17 protein-coding genes and 1 pseudogene are annotated in these 20,965 nt (G+C 72.9%); 8 read left to right on the top strand and 10 right to left on the bottom strand.

Annotated elements, in window-relative coordinates:
* Positions 1-105 precede the first annotated feature (105 nt).
* From O7611_RS07580 to O7611_RS07570, 3 genes are all read left to right on the top strand, one after another.
* Positions 106-624: a SigE family RNA polymerase sigma factor gene (locus O7611_RS07580; RefSeq protein ID WP_269696473.1), complete on the top strand. Its 519-nt coding sequence runs from the start codon at positions 106-108 to the stop codon at positions 622-624.
* A 5-nt stretch (positions 625-629) separates the two neighbouring features.
* Positions 630-1,349: a hypothetical protein gene (locus O7611_RS07575; RefSeq protein WP_228532108.1), complete on the top strand. Its 720-nt coding sequence runs from the start codon at positions 630-632 to the stop codon at positions 1,347-1,349.
* A 346-nt stretch (positions 1,350-1,695) separates the two neighbouring features.
* Positions 1,696-2,742 carry a zinc-dependent alcohol dehydrogenase family protein gene (locus O7611_RS07570; RefSeq protein WP_194800843.1) on the top strand — a complete coding sequence of 349 codons (1,047 nt, stop codon included), beginning with the start codon at positions 1,696-1,698 and terminating at the stop codon, positions 2,740-2,742.
* Between the two features lie 63 nt (positions 2,743-2,805).
* On the opposite strand, the gene O7611_RS07565 is transcribed toward O7611_RS07570, so the two are convergent.
* The 3 genes from O7611_RS07565 to O7611_RS07555 form a co-directional block, all read right to left on the bottom strand.
* A complete protein-coding gene (locus O7611_RS07565; protein ID WP_269696472.1) occupies positions 2,806-6,036 on the bottom strand; it encodes an Ig-like domain-containing protein in 3,231 nt (1,076 codons plus the stop codon).
* A gap of 239 nt (positions 6,037-6,275) precedes the next feature.
* The gene (locus tag O7611_RS07560) at positions 6,276-7,721 is read right to left on the bottom strand and encodes a cryptochrome/photolyase family protein (RefSeq protein WP_228532070.1); all 1,446 of its coding nucleotides are present in this window, start codon (positions 7,719-7,721) and stop codon (positions 6,276-6,278) included.
* 21 nt (positions 7,722-7,742) lie between these two features.
* The gene (locus tag O7611_RS07555) at positions 7,743-8,312 is read right to left on the bottom strand and encodes a winged helix-turn-helix domain-containing protein (RefSeq protein ID WP_269696471.1); all 570 of its coding nucleotides are present in this window, start codon (positions 8,310-8,312) and stop codon (positions 7,743-7,745) included.
* A 259-nt stretch (positions 8,313-8,571) separates the two neighbouring features.
* Here O7611_RS07555 and O7611_RS07550 point away from each other — a divergent pair, with 259 nt between their 5' ends.
* Positions 8,572-12,969 (top strand): S8 family serine peptidase, encoded by a 4,398-nt coding sequence (locus O7611_RS07550; protein ID WP_269696470.1) that lies wholly within the window; start codon positions 8,572-8,574, stop codon positions 12,967-12,969.
* 257 nt (positions 12,970-13,226) lie between these two features.
* Here the strand turns inward: O7611_RS07550 and O7611_RS07545 are convergent, their stop codons facing one another.
* On the bottom strand, positions 13,227-13,718 hold the full coding sequence (locus tag O7611_RS07545) for a winged helix-turn-helix domain-containing protein (RefSeq protein WP_194800839.1): 492 nt from the start codon (positions 13,716-13,718) through the stop codon (positions 13,227-13,229).
* 252 nt (positions 13,719-13,970) lie between these two features.
* Between O7611_RS07545 and O7611_RS07540 the strand changes: the two are divergent.
* Positions 13,971-14,204: pseudogene (locus O7611_RS07540) on the top strand (hypothetical protein); the annotation flags it as partial.
* Between the two features lie 30 nt (positions 14,205-14,234).
* Here O7611_RS07540 and O7611_RS07535 read toward each other — a convergent pair.
* Entirely contained in the window at positions 14,235-15,269 is a 1,035-nt protein-coding gene (locus O7611_RS07535) for a sigma-70 family RNA polymerase sigma factor (RefSeq protein WP_269696469.1), read from the bottom strand.
* Positions 15,270-15,365: 96 nt separating this feature from the next.
* On the opposite strand from O7611_RS07535, the gene O7611_RS07530 reads away from it, so the two are divergent.
* Complete coding sequence (locus O7611_RS07530) at positions 15,366-16,193, top strand: alpha/beta fold hydrolase (protein WP_269696468.1); 828 nt, start codon at positions 15,366-15,368, stop codon at positions 16,191-16,193.
* 68 nt (positions 16,194-16,261) lie between these two features.
* The gene (locus O7611_RS07525) at positions 16,262-16,489 is read left to right on the top strand and encodes a hypothetical protein (protein WP_013474689.1); all 228 of its coding nucleotides are present in this window, start codon (positions 16,262-16,264) and stop codon (positions 16,487-16,489) included.
* Positions 16,490-16,537: 48 nt separating this feature from the next.
* On the opposite strand, the gene surE is transcribed toward O7611_RS07525, so the two are convergent.
* From surE to O7611_RS07510, 3 genes are read right to left on the bottom strand one after another with little or no spacing between them, the layout of a single operon-like run.
* On the bottom strand, positions 16,538-17,368 hold the full coding sequence (gene surE, locus O7611_RS07520) for a 5'/3'-nucleotidase SurE (RefSeq protein ID WP_194800836.1): 831 nt from the start codon (positions 17,366-17,368) through the stop codon (positions 16,538-16,540).
* Positions 17,358-18,299 (bottom strand): 1-phosphofructokinase family hexose kinase, encoded by a 942-nt coding sequence (locus O7611_RS07515; RefSeq protein ID WP_442929331.1) that lies wholly within the window; start codon positions 18,297-18,299, stop codon positions 17,358-17,360. The genes surE and O7611_RS07515 overlap by 11 nt, the downstream gene beginning before the upstream one ends.
* 43 nt (positions 18,300-18,342) lie before the next feature.
* On the bottom strand, positions 18,343-18,555 hold the full coding sequence (locus O7611_RS07510) for a hypothetical protein (protein ID WP_194800835.1): 213 nt from the start codon (positions 18,553-18,555) through the stop codon (positions 18,343-18,345).
* A 165-nt stretch (positions 18,556-18,720) separates the two neighbouring features.
* On the opposite strand from O7611_RS07510, the gene O7611_RS07505 reads away from it, so the two are divergent.
* Positions 18,721-19,425, top strand: coding sequence for a hypothetical protein (locus tag O7611_RS07505; protein WP_269696467.1), 705 nt, complete (start codon positions 18,721-18,723; stop codon positions 19,423-19,425).
* A 9-nt stretch (positions 19,426-19,434) separates the two neighbouring features.
* Here the strand turns inward: O7611_RS07505 and O7611_RS07500 are convergent, their stop codons facing one another.
* Together O7611_RS07500 and O7611_RS07495 are read right to left on the bottom strand one after the other, a co-directional pair.
* On the bottom strand, positions 19,435-19,917 hold the full coding sequence (locus tag O7611_RS07500; RefSeq protein WP_269696466.1) for a hypothetical protein: 483 nt from the start codon (positions 19,915-19,917) through the stop codon (positions 19,435-19,437).
* 63 nt (positions 19,918-19,980) lie between these two features.
* Positions 19,981-20,934, bottom strand: a complete 954-nt coding sequence (locus tag O7611_RS07495) for an FAD-dependent oxidoreductase (protein WP_332367418.1) — start codon at positions 20,932-20,934, stop codon at positions 19,981-19,983.
* Positions 20,935-20,965 lie beyond the last annotated feature (31 nt).

Genomic DNA, 20,965 nt, shown 5'->3' with positions numbered 1-20,965 from the left:
GCCCGGTCGGGGGCGCGGGGATGAGGACGGGTGGCCAGTCGCGAAAGTTGGTCCGGCGGGGACTCAACCTTTTCCGCGTCCCGCACGTCCCTACCGGGGTGAGAGGTGCAGAGGACCGGCATGGCCCGGGGTGACGCGGAGTTCGTCGAGTTCGCGCGGGCGTCCTCCGCGCGGCTGACGCACGCCGCCTTCCTCATGACCGGCAACCACCACCACGCCGAGGACGCCGCCCAGACCGCGCTCGTGCGCACGTACGCGTCGTGGTCCCGGATCCGCAACGGCGATCCGTACGGCTACGCCCGGTCGGTGCTGGTGAACCACCTCGTCGACACCTGGCGGCGGCCGATCCGCGAGTACCCGAGCGAGGACCTCCCGGAGCGACGCGGAGGCGACCTGGCCGAGGAGGTGGCGACGCGGCGGTGGCTGGTCACCGCGCTCGGCACGCTCACCGCGCGCGAACGCGCCGTCGTCGTCCTGCGTCACTACTTCGACCTGCCGGAGGCCCAGGTGGCCCGCGAACTCGACGTGTCCGTCGGCACCGTCAAGAGCACCTCGTCCCGGGCGCTGGAGAAGCTGCGTACCGCCGGTCTGTCCGCGCCCCGACCGCAGGAGACGTGCCGGTGACCGAGATGGACGAGCTGCGCCGCGCGATGCGGGCGACCGAACGGGCCGACGGCCTGGACATCGCGGACATCATGCGCCGGGGACGCCGGCTGCGCCGCCGCCGGCGGATCGGCGCCGGGGTCGCGGCGGCGGTGGCGACGGTCGCGGTGGCGGTCGGTGTCGACGCCGTGGCGACGCGGTCCGGCCCGCCGGACCTCCCGCCCGGGGAGCCGGTCGCCACCGTGTCGCCCGGCCCGCCGCCGCCCACGCCGACCGCCGCGCCGGCCCCGACCAAGGCGCCGCCGCAACCGCTCGGAACGGTCGTGGACAGCGGCATCCGGTACGGCGCCGACGCGCGCGTGTTCTTCATGGTCCCGGTCGACGTGCCGGAGCTGCCGCGCGTGACGATCGGCCTGGTCGCCGGGCGGCGCGCGCCGGACGGCCGCCTGACCTCCGACTTCCTGGTGAACGACGTGACCGGCAGCGACCGCCGGCCGGGCTTCCACGAGATCGGGTACGACCAGCAGCGGGCGCCCACCGACACGACGATCCCCACGTTCGGCTACTTCGTCGGCCCGGCGGCCCGCATCGTCGGGACTGTCGACGGCCGGCAGGTCGAGGCGAAGCTGGTCCGCTGGAGCGAAGACCCCCAGGTGGTGATCTTCTGGTTCGACCCGAAGACCCTCACCCCGGGAACCCCCCTGGACGGCATCACCGCCCGCACCTCCCAGGGCCGCCGCCTGTAGCCTCTCCCTCCCTGTCCCTCCCTCCTGTGCCCGGTAATCAAGGAGTTTGCGGGCGGACATCGCCCTGCTGAGGACACAAACTCCTTGATCACCGGCGGGAGGAGGGCAGTCGCAGCCCCTATGAGGGCGCTCTCGTACCAAGATCCACGACTGCCCTCAGAATGCAGACCGCCGCTCCTTCAGGTGAGAAAGGCGGCTGGACCCTCGGCCCCTCGTCGGCGATCTTGCACTTCGTGCCCGGTCAGATTGGACATTCGCGACATCAACCGGGCCGCAAGTGCAAGATCGCGGGGAGCGGGTGAGGGTGCGGGGCGAGGGTGGGGTGGGCGGGTGTGAGGATCGGGGCATGCGTGCTGTGGTGTTCGAGCGGTTCGGGGTGCGGCCGGAGGTTTGCCGGGTGGATGATCCGGCGCCGGCGCCGGACGGGGTGGTCGTCCGGGTCGGCGCTACCGGCCTGTGCCGCAGCGACTGGCACGGCTGGCAGGGCCACGACCCGGACATCCGCGTGCCGCACGTACCGGGGCACGAGTTCGCCGGTGTCGTCGTGGCGGCCGGCGCGGACGTGCGCGGGTGGCGGCCCGGCGACCGGGTGACCGCGCCGTTCGTCTGCGCGTGCGGGCGGTGCCCCTCGTGTCTCGCGGGCGACCAGCAGGTGTGCGAGCGGCAGACCCAGCCGGGCTTCACCGGGTGGGGCTCGTTCGCCGAACTGGTCGCGGTACGGCACGCCGACGTCAACCTGGTCCGGCTGCCGGACGAGCTGGACGAGGCGGCCGCCGCCGCGCTCGGCTGCCGGTTCGCCACCGCGTTCCGGGCCGTCGTCGCGCAGGGCCGGGTCGCGGCGGGCGAGTGGGTGGCGGTGCACGGCTGCGGCGGCGTCGGCCTGTCCGCGGTGATGGTCGCGGCGGCGAGCGGGGCGCGGGTGGTGGCGGTGGACGTGTCGTCCGGCGCGCTGGAACTGGCCCGCCGCAGCGGCGCCGCGGTCTGCGTGGACGCGAGCGCGCTCGGCGGTCCGGGCGAGGTGGCCGCCGCGATCCGGGAGACCACCGGCGGGGGCGCCCACCTGTCGCTGGACGCGCTCGGCAGTCACGCCACCTGCGTGGCGTCGATCGAGGGCCTGCGCCGGCGCGGCCGGCACGTGCAGGTCGGGCTGCTGCCCGCCGCGCAGGGCCGGCCCGCGCTGCCGATGGACCTGGTGATCGCGTACGAGCTGGAGCTGCGCGGCAGCCACGGCATGCCGGCACACGCGTACCCGGAGATGCTGCGGCTGGTCACCGCCGGGGTGCTGCGCCCGGCCGAGCTGGTCACCCGCACCATCGACCTGGACGCCGCCCCTGACGCGCTGGCCACGATGGACCGGCCGGCCACCGCCGGGATGTGCCTGATCCGGCCCTGAGACGGGCACGGGCCGGCCCGGCGCCGGGAGACCCGGCGCGGACCGGCCCGCGAGGCCGTCCGGTCAGTCGGTGACGGTCACCGTGACGGTACGGGGCGGCTGCTGGTACTGCCCCCGGTTGTCCATGCCGCGGATCGTCACCGTGTACGTGCCGGCCGGGATCACCGGTGACGTGTACGCGAAGTTCGACCCCGGCGAGCCCGGGCTGGTGAGGAACGTGGCGATCCACGGCCAGCTGGTCGGCGCGCCCGCCCGGCCGAACGTGCCGGCCGAGTTCATGCCCTGCCCGGCGCTGTTGCCGATCTGCAGCTCGACCTTCTGCATCCCGCCGTCGTCCACGGCCCGGCCGGTGACCACGATCCGGCCACCGGTGTACGCCTGACCCTCGACCGGCGTGATGCTCGGCTCCAGCGTCGGGTCGGTGTCACCCGGGTAGACCAGGTAGCGGGCGGTCGCGCCGCTCGTCGAGTTGTCCTGCTGACCGGCGGTGTCCACGGCCCACGCCTCGACGCTGTACGTGCCCCGGGTGGGCAGGTCGATCGAGAGCGTGAACGCGGTGCTGGTCGCACCCGGCGCGGCGAGCGTCGCGTCGACCGTGGCGAACGCGGCGGCCATCGTGCCGTTCGGTTGCACGTACCGGCCGGTGTCGAGGTCGCGCAGCGCGATCCGGACCGCCCGCACACCCTTGTCGTCGGTCGCCGTGCCGGCCAGGTCCAGGTGCAGCTGGTCGATGTCCTGGTTGGTGCCGGTGAAGCCGAGCAGCCCGTTCGGGAACGCGTCGCCCGGCACCTGGGCGGTGACGGTGAGCCGGCCCATGTTGGTGCTGGACGTGGTCAGGCCGAGCCTGTCGGTCGCCCGTACCCGGAAGTCGTAGACGCCGGGGGTGAGCGGCACCGTGGTGAACGACCAGTCGAACGTCGCGGCGTCGAGGTTGGTCGGGGAGATCCGGTGGTAACCGGCGACCGAGTCGGCGCCCCACGTGCCGTCGCTGGCGAGCGCCTCGCGGGTGGTGTTGTTGCGCAGGTAGATCTCGACCGACTTGAGCGCGTCGTCGTCACTCGCCGAACCGGCGAACGTGACGGTCCCGCCGGGCGCGACGGTGAACGGCACGGCGTTGCCCGGCGGCGTCATCGCCACCGGCGAGGTGATCGCCACCGTCGGCGGTACGCCGTTCGCGGAGACGGTCCAGTCGCGGGTGTCGCCGCGCAGGTCGCTCTGCCCGGTCGTGTCGACGGCGGTGGCGGTCATCTTCCACTGTCCCTCGGCGGGCAGCGTGACCTCGTACTGCCAGGTCGTGGACGTCGCGCCGATCACGTCCGGCTCGCCACGGAAGGTGTTGTAGACGGCGGCGACGGTGCCGTCGTCCTGCAGGTACCTGTTGTCCGGGGTGCGGAACGAGTAGATCAGCGAATTGACGCCCTTGTCGTCGGTGGCGGTGCCGGAGGCCACGAACGTCTGCGTGGCGACCAGGCCGGCCGCCGGCGAGCTGATCCGGGTCGTCGGCGGCAGGTCGTCGAAGCGGAACGCCTCGATCTTCTTGACCGCCTTGGTGGTGTCGCCGGCGCCGTTGCGGTCGAACGTCTTGGCCTGCAACTGGTAGACCCCGGCCGGCAGCGTCACCGGCAGGCTCCACGTGGTGGAGGTGGCGTTCGGCGCGGCGACCGTCGTGTTGATCGCCTTGAACGCGCCCCAGGTGGTCAGGTCGGCCTGGAGGTACTTGCCGCTGTTGCGGTCCTGGATCTCCAGCTGGACCCGGGCCACGCCGGCCGGGGCGAGCGCCTGACCGCTGATCGTGAACGACTCGCCCGCCGGCTTCACCGCACCCTCGATCGGCGTCGTGATGGTGGTGTCCAGCGCCGCGGGCGCGGGCTCCTTGGAGAGGTCGAAGAAGGCCACCCGGCCGGTGGTCTTGCCGCCCTTGACGTTGCCGTCACCGCCGACGAGCAGGCCGCGCGAGGTGGCGAGCATCGCCTTCTCGCCCTCGTACGAGTTGGAGCCGGGGTTCCATTCCAGCGCGGTGCCGGTGAGCGGGTCGAGGGCGCCGAGGTGGTCGCGGCGGACCACCTGGTCGCCGAGGCCGTAGCCGCTGAGCCCCTGGCCGGTGCCGTAGCCGACGTTGTCCAGGCCGGGCCACGGCACGTTCGACGTGGGCGACTCCTGCCAGCTGAAGTGGCCGCCGACGTAGACGGCGGTGTCGGTGATCGCGACCGAGTAGATGCTGTCGAAGTGCCGGGAGATCCAGAGCGGCTCGACGTTGTCGTTTCCGGTCAGCGAGTACGCGATGGCGGTGTCGTTGATCGGCGGGCGGTCGCCGCCGGATCCGCTGGTGACCACGAAGTACGAGTCGTCCGGCGCGATGTCCCCGGCGAAGACGCGCTGGATGCCGCCGACGAAGGAGAGGTTGTCCTCCCACAGCCGGGTACGCCAGGGCAGCAGCGCCTTGCTCGCCGTACCGATGAGCGCCACGCCGTAACGGTCCTGGCCGGCGATCTGGCGGCCGGTGTGCACGACCAGCAGCTTGCTGCGGTCGTGGGTGAGCTTGAGCTGCTGCACGGTGAGCATGCCGCCGACGCCGATGCCGCCGGTGAGCGGCAGGTTGAAGCCGGTGTCGACGGCGCCCGTGGTGGGGTTGAGCGCTGCGAGGCCGCTCCGGCTGACCCCGTTGACGGTGGCGAACTGGCCGCCGACGTAGACCGCGTTGCCGCTGACCGCGAGCGCGGTGGCCCGCGCGTTGGCGGTGGCGGTGAACGCGGCGATCGGCGCGCCGGTGGTCGGGTTCAGCCGGGCGATCTTGCGCTTGGTAACGCCGTTGATCGTGTTGAACGCGCCGGCGATGTAGAGCGACGAGCCGTCCGGCGACGCCTCCACCGCGGCGACCGCGCCGTCGATGACCGGCTTGAACCCGGTGTCCACCTTGCCGGTGTCCAGGTTGTACGACGCCAGGGACTTCTGCGCGATCGCGGACCCGCCGACGTTCGCGATCGAGGTGAACGTGCCGGCGACGAAGACGCGGTTGCCGATCACCTCGATGTCGGTGATCTCGCCGTTGGTGATCCGCGGCGTGTCGGTGCGGGGCGTGGTCGGCATCAGCCGGGTGTCCCCGGGGGTGACCAGCGCACGGGTCGCTGTGGTACGCGCGGCGCCGAGCGCGGCGCTGCTTCCCGTCGCCTGTGCGCCGGTGTGGCCGGCCACGCCGGCGTCCCGCACGGTGACGGTGGCGGCGAGCGCCGGCACTCCCGCCACCACGACCGCGCCGGCGGCGACGACCGCCACTGCGCGAAGCCAGACTCGCATCGAGACAACTCTCCCTGTCCGCCGGGACGGCCCTCTCGGGTGATTCCCGAGTCCCCTCCGTCCGCGTGCCGGACGCCACCGTAGGAGGCAAAGACTTCTCGCGATACGTGCCGCACCGGTAATCGACCGGTCGCCATCAATTCCGGCCACACCGGCAGGGCGCCTCCACCGATCGGGTCACCGGCTGTCACCGTCCGGCCGTGCGCCGTCGGGTCCGCGACATCACCGTCGCGGCGGGCTCAGGGCGCCTCGTCGCCGCGCTTGTCCTCCTGCGCCAGCACCGCGTCGCGGCGACGCGGTTCGTCGCGTCCGGCAAGCGCCGTCGCCAGCCCGGGATCGGCCGCGAGCCGCTCCCGGTTGCGGTGCCAGAACGCCTCGAAACCCCCGGTGTACGGGCACGCCGTGTCGCCGAGCGCCACGTCGGGCTCGTACCGGCAGCCGGCGCACGGGGCACCGATCCGGAACAGGTGCGTACCGTCGAACGCCCACGGCCGGGTGTCGATGCGGGACAGGTCGGCGTACTGGCTCATGCCGATGACAGTGGCGTTCATGACCCAGTCCGCGCCGTCGACGAAGCTGCGGCGGAACCAGTCGGCCAGTTCGGCGGGACGCCAGCCGCGTTGCAGGCCGTAGTTGGCGAGCACCGTCAGCCGCGCGGTGTGGTGCGCCCAGGCGGTGTCCCGGACGCCCGCGAGCACGCCGGCGAGGCAGCGGGCCTCCACCGCGTCGGCGTCGAGCCGGTCGAACCACTCCGGCAGCGGCTGCGCGGCGCCGAGCCAGCCGGCGCCCCGGAACCGCGGCCCGAAGTACCAGTAGAGCTGCCACAGGAACTCGCGCCAGCCGAGCAGGCCGCGCACGAACCGGTGCACCGCGGCGGGCGGCGCGGCGCCGTCCCGGCCGGCCCGTTCGGCGGCCCGGATCGCCGGTTCCGGGTCGAGCAGGCCGCTGTTGAACGAGGACGACAGCGCGCTGTACGCGAGCAGTCCGTCACCGTCGCGGAGCAGGTCGTGGGTGTCGGCGTACGCGGGCAGCCGATGGGTCAGGAAGTGTGTGAGCCGGTCCTGCGCCTCGGCGTGCGTGGCGGGGTGACGGCGCGGCGCGTCCCGGCCGGTGAACCGGATCCCCTCCTCCGCCCAGCGGTCCAGGTCGCGGCGGACCTGCGCGTCGATGTCGTCCTCGACGACCGGCGGGGGCGGCGGCACGTCGACCGGTGGCCGGGCACGGCGGCGGCGGGCCGGGGCGGGCAGGTCGCGCAGCACGTCGTGGCGCTCGCGGGCGTACCGGTAGAAGTCGTCGACGCGCAGCCGGCCGCGCCGCCGGTCGGCCCAGGCGGCGAAGTCGGCGCGATCGGTGACGAATCCGCGCGGCGGCAGCACTGTCAGCCCGTCCACGGTACTGGCGAACGCCAACGCCGCCCGGGACGCCGGGTGCACCAGCTCGACCGGCTCGCCCAGCCCGGTGAGCGCCTCGCGGAACGTGTCGGCCCGTACCAGCCGTGCCCGGTCGCCGAGTCCGGCGGCGCGGTGCCGCAGCGTGGACAGGATCAGGTGTGCCTTCTGCCTGTGCATCGGCCGGGCGGCGAACAGCGACCGCGCCTCCACCAGCAGGACCCGCTGCGAGTCGTCGTCGAGGAAGTGCGGTCCGGCCTGATCCGCCAGGAGCCAGCGCCAGGGTGCCAATGCCATCCCTTCACAGTGGGCGTGTGGTCAGTCGCCCCGTACCCGGGGGTGGCGGTGGTCGGTCAGCCGCAGGCCGACGCCGCGTACCGCCGCGATGGTGACGCCGGTGCCCAGCTCGTCGAGCTTACGGCGCAGCCGCTTCACCAGGGACTGCACGTCGGCCCGGCCGTGCGTCGGCGCGTCGTGCCAGACCGCGTGATGCAGTTCGGCGTAGCTCCACACCCGTACCGGCTCGACGGTCAGGCAGGTCAGCAGGTCACGCTCCAGCCGGGTCAGGGCGGTCTCCCGGTTGCCCCACCGGGCGGTCGACCGGGCCGCGTCGATGACCAGCGCGCCGTCCGGCGCGGGCTTGTCCCGGGGTACTGGCGCAGCCGGCGCGACGGCCGGTGCGGGCGCGTGCGCCGAGGCCGGCGCATCGGTGATCAACTCGCGCAGCTCGTCCAGATCGGTGACCATCAGAAGGGGCGCGACGCCGTCCAGCAACTCGGTCAGCCGCAGCCGTTCGGCCGGGGACGACGTCACCCCGATGACGAGCGAGAATGGGCGCTCCGACGGGTCGGTGCCGGAGTCCGCCGCGTTCGTGCCGTCAGTCGTCACCGCGCCCCACCGTGACAAAAACTGTCAACAGGCCGCTCTAACCGGGGACCTGTTGGTGACATGTTGCTCACGTACGGTCATTGATCGTTCCTCACTGTCGATCATAGTGTCCACTCAGGCGTCCGGCGCAGACCCGCACGGCGCCTAGGGGGCCTGGGGGGTTCTTTTCACACCGGTGTCGTAGTCGGGAGAGCACGTCTCCTGGCCCTTCTGCCATGGCTCGATCATCAGCGGGTCATCGGAACAGGAGGCAGCACCGATGCTGAGACGTCCACACAGATGGGGCCCGGCCCGGCGGCTGGTGAGCGCGGGCGCCGCCCTGGTGCTCGCCGCCACCGCGCTGGCCGCTACCGGCACCGCGGCACAGGCGGAGACGGGCGCGGGCGCGTCGGCCGGCGACAAGATCCGCCCCGAACTCACCCGGCAGCTCCAGGGCAAGAGCGAGGGCGACTTCTGGATCCACTTCGGCGCCAAGGCGGACCTGAGCAAGGCCGCCGCGATCAAGGACTGGAACGAGCGCGGCGCCGCCGTCGCGGCGGCGTTGAAGAAGACCGCCGCCGACAGCCAGTCGAAGATCCGGGCCGAGCTGGACCGCTCGGGCACGAAGTACCAGACCTTCTGGGCGACGAACGCCATCAAGGTCACCGACGGGTCGCTGACCATGGCGCAGAACTTCGCCGCCCACTCCGAGGTGGACGGTCTGTACGCACCGGTGGAGTACAAGCTGCCGGAGACCACGAAGGGCACCGACGAGAAGTCGGCGAACGCCCTGGAGTGGGGCATCGCCAACATCAACGCCGACGACGTCTGGTCCCAGTACGGCGTCAAGGGCGCCGGGATCACCGTGGCGAGCATCGACAGTGGCGTCCAGTTCGACCACCCGGCGCTGGTGAACGCCTACCGCGGCAACAACGGTGACGGCACCTTCGACCACGACTACAACTGGTTCGACGCTGCCGGCGAGTGCGCCACCGCACCATGCGACTCCGACGGCCACGGCACGCACACCATGGGCACCATGGCCGGCGCCGACGGGGCCAACCAGATCGGTGTCGCCCCCGAGGTCAAGTGGATCGCCGCGAACGGCTGCTGCCCGTCCGACGCCGCGCTGATCTCCTCCGGGCAGTGGATGCTGGAGCCCACCGACCTCGACGGGCAGAACCCGGACGCCAGCAAGCGCCCCAACATCATCAACAACTCGTGGGGCACCAGGACGCCGTCGAACGAGCCGTTCATGGAGGACGTCACCGACGCGTGGAACGCCTCCGGCATCTTCGGCGTCTGGTCCAACGGCAACAACGGCCCGTCCTGCCAGACCAGCGGCTCGCCGGGCAGCCTGGCGAGCAACTACTCGGCCGGCGCGTACGACATCAACAACAACATCGCCAGCTTCTCGTCCCGGGGCACCGGGCAGAACGGCGAGATCAAGCCGAACATCTCGGCGCCGGGTGTGAACGTGCGCTCCAGTGTGCCGACCGACTCGTACGCCAGCATCAGCGGCACCTCGATGGCGGCGCCGCACCTGGCCGGCGCGATCGCGCTGCTCTGGTCGGCGGCGCCCACCCTGGTCGGGGACGTCACGGCGACCCGCGCGCTGCTCGACGACGCGGCCATCGACAAGGGTGACACCCAGTGCGGCGGCACCACCGACGACAACAACGTCTACGGTGAGGGCCGCCTGGACGCGCTCGCGCTGCTCGCCGCCGCCCCGATCGGCGACAACGGCACGCTGGCCGGCAAGGTCACCGACGCCGCCACCGGTGCCGAAATCGCCGGCGCGACCGTCACCCTGACCGGCCCGGCGGACCGCACGCTGACCACCGGCGCGGACGGGACGTACTCCTCGCTCCTGCCGGCCGGCGACTACCAGGTGGTCGTCTCGGCCTTCGGGTACGCGACCCGCACGCTGTCCGCGACGATCACCGCGAACACGACCACCACGCTCGACGTCGCGCTCACCGCGGTACCCAGCGTCACGGTCAGCGGGCAGGTCACCGACGGGTCCGGGCACGGCTGGCCGCTGTACGCGAAGGTGAGCGTCGAGGGCACGCCGATCTCCGACTACACGACGCCGGCGACCGGCCGCTACAGCCTGTCGCTGCCGTCCGGGGCCACCTACCGGCTCACTGTCGAGCCGCAGTACGCCGGCTACCTGACCACCACGAAGGAGGTCACCGTCGGCACGGGCAACGTGACCGCCAACATCGCGGTGCAGGCGAACCCGGAGGCGTGCACCACCGCCCCCGGCTACACAGTCAGCTCCGACGGCGAGTACGAGACGTTCGACGGCACCGGTGTCCCGGACGGCTGGAGCGTGGTGGACAACGCCGGCACCGGCCAGGTCTGGGAGTTCACCGACGCCGGTGAGCGCGGCAACCTGACCGGCGGCAGCGGCAACTTCGCCATCATCGACAGCGACAACTACGGCAGCGGCGGGCAGCAGGACACGTCGCTGGTCAGCCCGGTGGTCGACCTGACCGGCGTGACCACGCCGGTGATCCGCTTCAACCAGGACTACAACTGGCTCAACAGCGACCGCGCGGACGTCGACCTGAGCCTGGACGGCGGCACCACGTGGAGCAACGTGCTCCGGCAGGCCGCCGACGTGCGCGGCCCGCGGGTGACCGAGGTGCCGATCCCGCAGGCGGCCGGCCAGTCGCAGGTGCGGGTGCGCTTCCACTACTACGAGGCGAGCTGGGAATGGTGGTGGCAGGTCGACAACGTCCTCATCGGCAGCAAGCTCGTCTGCAAGCCGGTCACGGGCGGCCTGGTGCTCGGCCACGTCCGCGACAAGAACGACAACGGCTACCTCAACGGCGCCACGGTGACCAGCAAGGACCGTCCGGCGGAGAAGGCCACCACGGTCGCCACGCCCGACGACACCGAGCTGCCCGACGGCTTCTACTGGATGTTCTCCTCGCTGACCGGGACGCACCCGTTCACCGCCGGCGCGGGCAACTACGTGAGCCAGACCAAGCAGGTCACGGTCGAGGAGGACTGGGCCACCGCGGCCAACTTCCAGCTCGCCGCCGGCCGGCTGTCGGTGAAGCCGACCTCGATCACCGGCACGGTCCGGATGCCGAGCGGGAAGGTCAGCAAGACGTTCACCGTCACGAACACCGGCGGGGCCCCGGTCACCGCCGAGTTCAGTGAGCGCGACGGCGGGTTCGTACTGCAACGGGCCGACGGCTCCCAGCTGTCCGAGCAGGCCCTGCTCGGCTCCACCGGCGCGCCGGCGCAACGGCTGACTGCCGCCACGTCGTTCGCGGCCCGCTCGTCGGGCAAGTCGTCGAACGCGATCGCCGCCGCCGCACCGCAGGCGGACCCCTGGACCACCATCCCGGGCTACCCGGCGAACGTGATGGACAACCGGGTCGTCAACGTCGACGGCACCGTCTACTCCATCGCCGGTGGCGACGGCACCGCGTCGAGCGCCAAGAACTACAAGTACGACCCGATCACCCAGACGTGGACGGGGATCGCCGACCTGCCCGGCGCGCGCAACGCCATGACGGTCGGCGTGATCGACGGCAAGATCATCGCCACCGGCGGCTGGGGTGCCGCCGGTCCGGACGCCGCCACCTTCTCGTACGACCCGGCGGCGAACACGTGGACCCGCAAGGCCGACAACCCGGCGCCGCGCGCGGCGGCCGGCCAGGCGGTCGCGGACGGCAAGCTGTACGCGATCGGCGGCTGCACCACCGCGAGCTGCACGCCGATGGCCAACTCGGTGGTCCGGTACGACCCGGGCGCCGACGCCTGGGAGACGCTGCCGGCGTACCCGAAGTCGGTGGCGTTCCTGTCCTGCGGCGGGATCGACGGCACCGTCTACTGCACCGGCGGCAACGACGGCACCACGTCGCAGAAGGTCGGTTACGCCTTCGACCCGGCCGCAGGAGCCTGGACCGCCATCCCGGACGCGCCGGCCGACAGCTGGGCCTCCTCGTACGCCGTCGCAGGCGGCAAGCTGCTGGTCGTCGGCGGGTCGCAGGGCGGCGCCATCACCAACGCCGGCTTCGCGTTCGACCCGGCGACCAACTCGTGGGCCAACCTGCCCAACGCCAACGCCCCCCGCTACCGGGGTGGCGCGGCCTGCGGGTTCTACAAGATCGGTGGTTCGTCGGGCGGCTTCACGGCCACCAAGGACAGCGAGGTCCTGCCCGGCTTCGGCGAGTGCGCCGAGGGCACTGCCGACGTGAGCTGGCTGACCGTCGACAAGTCGAAGGTCACGCTGGCGCCGGGTGAGAAGGTGACCGTCACGGTCGGCATGACCGCGAACGTCGACCAGCCCGGCACGTACTCGGCATCAGTGGTGATCAAGGAGAACACCCCGTACACGGTGGAGCCGGTGACGGTGACGATGATCGCGCAGCCGCCGACCACCTGGGGCAAGCTGTCCGGCACGGTCTTCGGCAAGAGCTGCCAGGGCGCCACCGCGCCGCTGGCAGGCGTGACAGTGCAGGTCGACTCCTGGGCGAACTCGTACACCTTCACCACCGACGCCCAGGGCCGGTACGCCTACTGGATGGACCGGCGCAACAACCCGCTGACGCTGATCGTCGCAAAGGACGGCTGGAAGCCCCAGACGCGCCAGACGAAGATCAACAGCAGCACGCCCACGGTGGAGGACTTCACCCTCTCCCCCACCCGCTGCTGACCTCAGCACCGACGAGGACGGCCCGCCCGGCACACACCGGGCGGGTCGTCCCACTCCTGTTGGTCCGTGAGTGGAGACCACCACGGCTCCCGGCTCCCGGCCGGCAGCTGCCCGAACGAGCATCCGCCCACGCCACCCCACAAGCCCCGGCGATCTTGCACTTGCAGCCCTGGCAAAGTGCGCCAAAGGGACACGCCGGGGGCCAAAAGTGCAAGATCGCCGAGCCAGGGGTGGGGTGGGTGGGTGGGTCAGGACTGTCAGGGGGTGAGGCGGAAACCTACGCCTCGGACGGCGTGGATCGTGGCGGAAGCGTCGAGGCGGCCCAACTTGCGGCGGAGGCGGCGGACCACCGAGTGCATGTCGGAGCCCCGTCCCAAGTGGTCGTTGCCCCAGACGGCGCGGTGCAGCCGGGCGTACGTCCACACCTGACCGGGCGTGCCGGCCAGGCAGACGATCAGGTCGTGCTCCAGGGGCGTCAGCCCGATCTCCCGCTCCCGCCAGCGCAGCACCCGCCGGTCGGAGTCGACGGCCAGATCCCGCCGGGGTGGCTCGGCCGGCGCCTCGTCAGCCGCGGGCGGCTGCGGCGCCGGGGCCAGCGCGGGCCTGCGCACCAGGTCGAGGAAACGGCGGGCCTGATGGGCGCTGGACACGATCAGGAAGGACTCGGTGCCGCCGAGCAGTTGGGCGAGCTGCCGGCGCTCGGCCGACGAGGACGCGATGCCGATGACCAAGGACGGGAGCCCTGTCATCCGTTCCCACCTTTCCGGCAGGCCGAACCACAACGCCGGGCGGTCGCCAGGCACGACGTTGCGGAGGCACCTGGCTTGCGGAGTTCGACCCGAGGGGTGTGGGAGCTGCGGTTTCGTGAGGCTTCGGGGTGAACTACCGGGATCATATAGCTGAGCACCGATGATTGGTATAGCAGTTAACGTCGATGTAACTGCGTGCAACAAGGTGTTCGAGGCAACGTGCGCCGGGCCGTGTTCGGCACGCGCGTACCGATGAGAGACGGGGCGTACGGCGGTCCAATGCGTGTGATCACCCACCTGCTCTGCCTGCCCGACGGGACGCCGACCCGCGCGGACATCGCGGCCCGCTGCGCCGACCTGGCCGAGGCGCTGCGCGGCCGCGACCGGGGCGTGGTGGTGTGCGACGTGTCCGCGGTGAGCGCGCCCGACCTGGTCACGGTCGAGGTGCTGGCACGGATGCGGCTGACCGCGCGGCGGTTCGGCTGGCGGCTGGAGGTACGCGGGGCCTGCGACGAGCTACGCGAGCTCGCCGGCCTGCTCGGGCTGGCCGGCACCCTCCTCGAGCCGGTCCGGCAGTCCGAACAACGGGAACAGGCGCTCGACGTCGAGGAAGTTGTTGAGCGACGTGATCCGGCCGCCGGAGACGCCGATCACGATCAGCGCCCAGGGCACGTGGCCTGAGCCGTCGGGGTCGCGCCGGTAGTGCCCGAACGCCGGCATCCCGTTGGCGGCGGTCGGCACCAGGCGGGAGCCGCGGCAGCCGCTGCCGGTGCCGGCCATCCACGCCGCGATGTGCTCGGGGCCGCGCAGCCACAGCGGCAGCGGCGGCATCGACAGCGTCGCGTCCTCGTGCAGCAGCGCGGTGAGCGCCGTCAGGTCGTACGCCTCGAAGGCCCGCACGTAGCGGGCGAGCAGCGCCTGCTGCTCGCTGTCGAGCGGCCGGCGCACGTCGGCCTCGGTGTCGGCCGAGGCGAGCGTGGCGCGCGCCCGTTGCAGCGCGCTGTTGACGCTCGCCAGCGACGTGTCGAGCAGGTCGGCGACCTCCTGGGCCGACCACGCCAGCACCTCGCGCAGGATCAGCACGGCCCGCTGTTTCGGCGGCAGGTGCTGCAACGCCGCGACGAACGCCAGCCGGACCGACTCCCGGCCGGCCACCACCTCGGCCGGGTCGGCGACCTCCGGCAGCACCCGGTCGTCGGGCGCCGGGCCGAGCCAGATCTGCTCCGGGCGGGGCTCGCCGGGGTGGGTGGCGGTGCCGACGCCGGCCGGACCGAGGTCCATCGGCCGGACCCGGCGCTGCGCGCTGGTGGACATGGACAGGCAGACGTTCGTCGCGATCCGGTAGAGCCAGGTCCGCAGCGCGGACCGCCCCTCGAACTTGTCGAAATTACGCCAGGCACGGACGAATGTGTCCTGTACCGCGTCCTCGGCCTCGAAGGCCGAACCCAGCATCCGGTAGCAGTAGCCGGTCAGCTCCGACCGGTACTCCTCGAGTTGCGCCTCGACGGGGACGCTCGCCACCTCGCTCACCCCGCCGAAACTAGCCCACATGCTGCGTCAATGCGAGCACGTTCGGGCCCGCACCGATGAGTCCGTGCCGCCCGGCCGGTCCACCAGCCGTCAGGTCACCACGTCCGAGGAGCACCGATGACCACAGCGCAGCGCGACGAGACACAGGCCCCGGGGCGGTACGCCGACGTCAACGGCGTCCACCTCTACTACGAGACGCACGGCGAGGGCCGGCCGATGATCCTGCTGCACGGCGGCCTCACCTCGGGTGAGATGTTCGCGCCGCTCCTGCCCACGCTGGCCGCCCGGCACCAGGTGATCGTGATGGACCTCCAGGGGCACGGCCGCACCGCCGACGTGGACCGGCCGCTCGACATGGCGCTGATGGCCGACGACGTGGCCGCGCTGATCGACCACCTCGGGCTGGACCGCCCGGACGTGGTCGGCTTCTCTCTCGGCGGCGGCGTCGCCCTGCACACCGGTTTCCGGCACCCCGACAGGATCGGCCGGCTGGTCGCCGCGTCCGCGCACATCCGCCGCGACGCCGTCTACCCGGAACTGCTGGCGCAGCAGGGTCAGGTCGGCGCCGCGGCGGCCGAGTACATGAAGGACACGCCGATGTACGAGCTGTACCAGCGGGTCGCGCCGCGTCCGGAGGACTTCCCCCGGCTGCTCGACAAGATCGGCGAGGCGATGCGGACGGACTTCGACTTCACCGAGCAGGTCCGTGCCCTGCGGGTGCCGACGCTCGTGGTGGCCGCCGACGCCGACATGGCCCCGCCGAGCCACTTCGTCGAGGTGTTCGGGCTGCTCGACGGCGGCCGGCGCGACGGCGGCTGGACGGGTGAGGGCCGCCCGGCGGGCGGACACGCGCTGGCGATCCTGCCCGGCCTGACCCACTACGACATCGACCAGTCGCCGCTGTTCGCCGCGGTCACCCTGGACTTCCTCGACCGCGGCCGCTGACCCGCGCGCGTGTGCCGCGTCCCGTACCGGGGTACCGCTTGCGCAGGAGCACCGGTGAGGAGGACGAGATGACCGACCCCAGGTACGCACCGATCGGGCTGGCCGCCGCCGGGCGGCTGGTCCCCGACGACGGACAGACCGACGGTGGTGAGGTCGTCGGCGCCGACGACGCGGCTGCCGACGCCGCCCGGGCCGGCGCCGACGTGGACCTGTCGCGGGCCGACCGGGACAGCGACGGCACCCCGGTGGGCGCCGCCGACGCCGAGGCCGACCGCAGGCGCGCGGCCGGCGAGTGACGATCTCCGCCCCGCCATCCGTACGACGGTGGCGGGGCGGAGCCGTCCTCAGCCGTCGACCGGCAGTTCCACGTCGGGCAGGTGCCCGAGCGCCCGGATCGCGGTGACCGCGGCGTACCCGTCGGCCAGCCAGGCGATGTCGGTGCCGGGGACCGCGCGGACCGCGCTCGCCTCCACCGCCGTCCGCACGAATCCCTCACCGCGCTCGGCGACGGACACCTGCACCTGACCGAACGGGGCCAGTGTCGCCTGGCGCAGCCCGGCCACCTGGTCGGCCGGCCGGTCCGGCACGTTGAGGTTCAGCACCGTGCCCGGATCCGCGCCGGCCAGCCACGGCAGCAGCGTCGCGGCCAGCTCGGCGGCGCTCGACCAGTGGCGGGACTCGTCGTCCACGCTGTCCAGCACCGCGATCGCCGCGCCACCGCTGCCGGCGCTCGCCGCCGCCGCGGTGAGCACGTCGAGCGACACGGCGAGCGCCCGGATGCCGTTGTTGCCGGCGGTCAGCGCCGCGCCGACGGTGCCGGAGTGCAGGACCGCGTGGCCCGCGTTGGCGCCCCTGTTGATGCCGGACAGCAGCAGGTCCGGCACCGGCCCGAACACACCCAGGCCGGCCAGCACCGCGATGTACGCCGGGGAGGCCGCCACCGCGTACGCGGGCACACCCGGCAGGCCGTCCAGCTCGGTCTCGCGGAACACCAGACGCCCGTCGTCGGTCACCGCCGACAGCGCCGCGCTCATCCCGCTCGCCTCGGCCTCCGGCGCCGCGACCACCACGTCCATCCCCCGTTCGTACGCGGCCCGGGCCAGCGCGCGGATGCCGGGGGCGTGCACACCGTCGTCGTTCGTCACGAGCACCCGTGGCGGCCGGTCAGTCGTCATCGTCGCCGCCGTCCAGCGGGGTCAGCCGCACCCGGCCGGCCAGCTCGCGTACCGCCTCGGCCCGGCCGGTGCCCAGCCCGTGCCGGGTCACGTTGAGCGCTCCGGCGGCGGCGCCGACGTGCAGCGCATCCCGCAGGTCGCCGCCCCTGGCCAGCACCGCCGCCACCCCGGCGGTCATCGAGTCACCGGCGCCCCGGTGGTCAGCCGGCTCCAGCGGCGGGGCGTGCACCAGCAGCGGCTCGCCGTCCTCCGGCAGCGCCAGCGCGGGCTCCCCCGCGCGGCTGATCAGCACCGTCCGCGCGCCCCGCTCCTGGCACCGGCGGCCGGCGTCGCGCAGCGCCTCGACGCTGTCGTCCTTGGCCAGGCCGTCGTCGAGCAGTTCCTCGTGGCTGACCTTCAGCACGCTCACGCCGCCGTCGAGCACCGCCTCCAGGTACGGCCCGGACAGGTCGGCCACCACTGTGCCGCCGTTGGCGCTCAGATCGGCGGCGAGGCGGCGGTAGATGTCCGGGTCCACCACCTGCGGGTCGGCCGGGCCGCTGAGCACGCTCACCGGCGCGCGCAGCCCCTCGGTGAGCGTCACCGTGTACAGCTCGTCGATGTCGTGCCGCACCATCGGCGCGCCCGGGTGCTCGGCGATCTCGGTCCGCTCGCCGTCGCGCCGGTCGTGCACGTACCAGCCGGTGCCGGACTCCCGCCGCACCATCCGGACCGTGACGTCCTCGTCGTCGAGCAACTTGCGGACCGCGTCGCCCACCTCGCCGCCGAGACCCACGCACATCGTCACCGGTACGCCGAGTGCCGCGATCATCCGGGTCTGCCACACCCCCTGCCCGCCGGGGTGCAGGTGCAGCTCGGGTACGTCGCCCTGCTGCTCGATCGTCACCGTCAGCAGCGGGGCCGGGGCGAACACCATCACCTTCTGCTCCATCCGCCAGTGTTGCCCGCTGACCGGCCCCGGTAATCCCCCCAGGTCAGCGCGGGCGCGCGGCGGCACGGCGGCGCCGCAGGTACGGCAGCGCGAACAGGTAGAGACCGCTGATCAGGAGCAGGGCGAGCGGCAGCAGCGGCACGTAGGAGACCCACACGATCGGGTCCTTCTGCGCCAGCGCCACGAAGGTGATCACGACGGTCACGGTGAAGGCGACGGAGAACCAGCGGTGGAGCTGACGGATGCGCGTATCCATTGATGCCTACCTCCGGGCGGTGGCCTCCCCGGCGGGGTGGCCCGTGCCGGAAACGCTAGGTCGGGGTGCCCGCTCGGGGCTTCTCGATTCCTGACCGGTCCGTGGGACGCCTTGCCCGGCCGCCCTACCCTGCCGACAAGAGCAGCCGATGCCACGGGGGCAGGCATGCAGATCATCGAACACAGCGTCATCGGCACCCGCTCCGCCGTGCTCCGGCTACGCCGTCCCGGCAGCCGGTTGGAGTTCCTGGTGTTCCCGATGCTCCACGTGGCGAGCCCGGCGTTCTACGCGGCGGTCACGAAGCGGCTCCGGGAATGCGACCTGCTCGTCGTCGAGGGCGTCAGCGGCCGATCGGCGGTCGGCTCGGCGTTGACACTCACCTACCGGGCCATGCCGGCAAACCGGCGCTCCGGCCTGGTGACGGACCCCATCCCGTACGCGTCTCTCGGCGTCGAGGTGCTCAACCCGGACGTGTCGGCGGAGGAGTTCACCGGGGGCTGGCGGGTGATGCCGCTGCGGTACCGCCTCCAGATGTGGCTGGTGATCCCGTTCGTGACGGTGATGCAGTTCTTCGGCGGCACCCGGTGTCTGCTCTCACCGGAGATCGAGATGAACGACCTGCCGTCGGCCACCGACGAGCGGTACGCCGACCACGAGTTCACCGAGCACACCGAGCGCGCGCTCGGCGGCGAACGCGACGAGCGGCTGCTCGCCGCGTTGTCCGAGCCGATCCGTACCCGGTCGGCGGAACGCATCGACGTGGCGGTCGTGTACGGCGCCGGGCATGTGCCGGCGATCGTGCGCGGGCTCTTCGAGCTGCACGGATACCGTCCCCGCGCCGCCGAATGGCTCACCGTCCTGGAGCGGTGACCAGAGCGCTCAGGCGGCGTCGGAGCGCCGGACGAACCCGGCGACGGCGAGCGCGCTCATCGTGGTGGCCACGGCGGCGGCGAGCACCAGAAGGTTGGTCTCCACCTGAACCGTACGCATGTACTCGCCGCCGTTCGCGGTGGCCGACGCGTAGCGCACGGCCGCGAGCGGGTTGAGCAGCACCGCGGCGATGCCGGCGGTCCACGCCGTCGCCGGTAGCCGCTCGTCGTCGGGGCGGACGGTCCGCCGGGCGGCCCACCGGCCGAGGGCCGCGAACGTGACGAGCAGCATGACAGGCAGCAGCCAGAGCACGGCGGGCAGCAGGTCACGCAGGGGCACCACGGCGTCGAGCAGCTCCACCAGGAAGCCGGAGCCGTCGTGGGTCACCAGGCCGATCCGGTGGCTGTAGGCGGCGAGCGCGACAAGCGTGCAGCCGATGTGGACGGCGATCAGGGCGACGAGGGCGGACAGTGCGGCGCGGCGGGCGGACACCGGGCCGAGGTTACCGCCCGCGCGCTCCGGCGGTGGGCCGCCAGCTCGCCCGCGCCGGAAGGGTCAGACGCTCAGCGCGAGATCGGCCACCTCGGCGGCGCAGCCCCAGGACAGCGTCACCCCCGCGCCGCCGTGCCCGTACGCGTGCACCAGCCGCCCGTCCGCCGGGTCCACCTCGACCCGGGGACCGCCGTGCCGGGCCGGGCGCAGCCCGATCCGCTCCCCCAGCACCGGCGCGTCCGCGAGCTGCGGCACCAGCGCCACGCAGCGGCGCCGGATCGCCGCCGCCTCCTCCGGGTCGGGGCGGGTGTGTCCCACCCCGGCCTCGTAGGTGCCGCCGAGCACCACGTCGTGCCGGCGCGGATGCACGTACGTGATGCCCGCCGGGTCGTCCTCGTCGCGCACCGAGACGGTCAGGCCGGGATTCGCCACCAGCAGGACGTGCCCGCGCGCCGGGTACACGGCCGGGTCGGCGGCGAGGCGGCCGGCGGCCAGGCCGGTCGCGTTCACCACGACCGGCGCGACCTTGTACGCCTCGGCGAGCGTGCCCAGCGCGCGGCTGACGACCCGGCCCCCGCCGGCCTCCAGGCGCTGCCGCAGCCAGGCGAGGTAGCTGGTCATCTCCACCGACGGGGCGGTGAACCGCAGCAGCGCGGTGTACGGCGGCTCCGCCGGCTCGGCCGTCAGGTCGCCGCAGGCGTCGGCCCACCAGGGCGGCTCGGTGTAGCGGTGGCGCAGCCACATCCGGGTGGGCCGGTCGACCACCCCCGGCACGCCGTCGGCCGCCTGGCGGCGCAGCTCGGCGTGGGTGTCCCGGGCCCAGCGCAGCACCCGGGGATCCTCCTCGGTGTGGCTCGGGTACCAGACCGCGGCGGCCACCGTCGACACCGTGTCGGCCGGGTCGTGGGCGGTCAGCACGGTGACCCGGGCGCCGCGCCGCTGGAGCGTGAGCGCTGTCGTCATCCCGATCACCCCGCCGCCGACCACCACCACGTCCGCCTTCGTCATGACGCTCATGATGGCGCAGACCCGATCGGAGCGGGTACGC

Source organism: Micromonospora sp. WMMC273 (genome assembly GCF_027460285.1).
In the GTDB taxonomy this organism is placed as follows: domain Bacteria; phylum Actinomycetota; class Actinomycetes; order Mycobacteriales; family Micromonosporaceae; genus Micromonospora; species Micromonospora aurantiaca.
The sequence above is the reverse complement of the archived record's forward strand: the minus strand, read 5'-3'. Positions and strand labels throughout refer to the sequence as shown.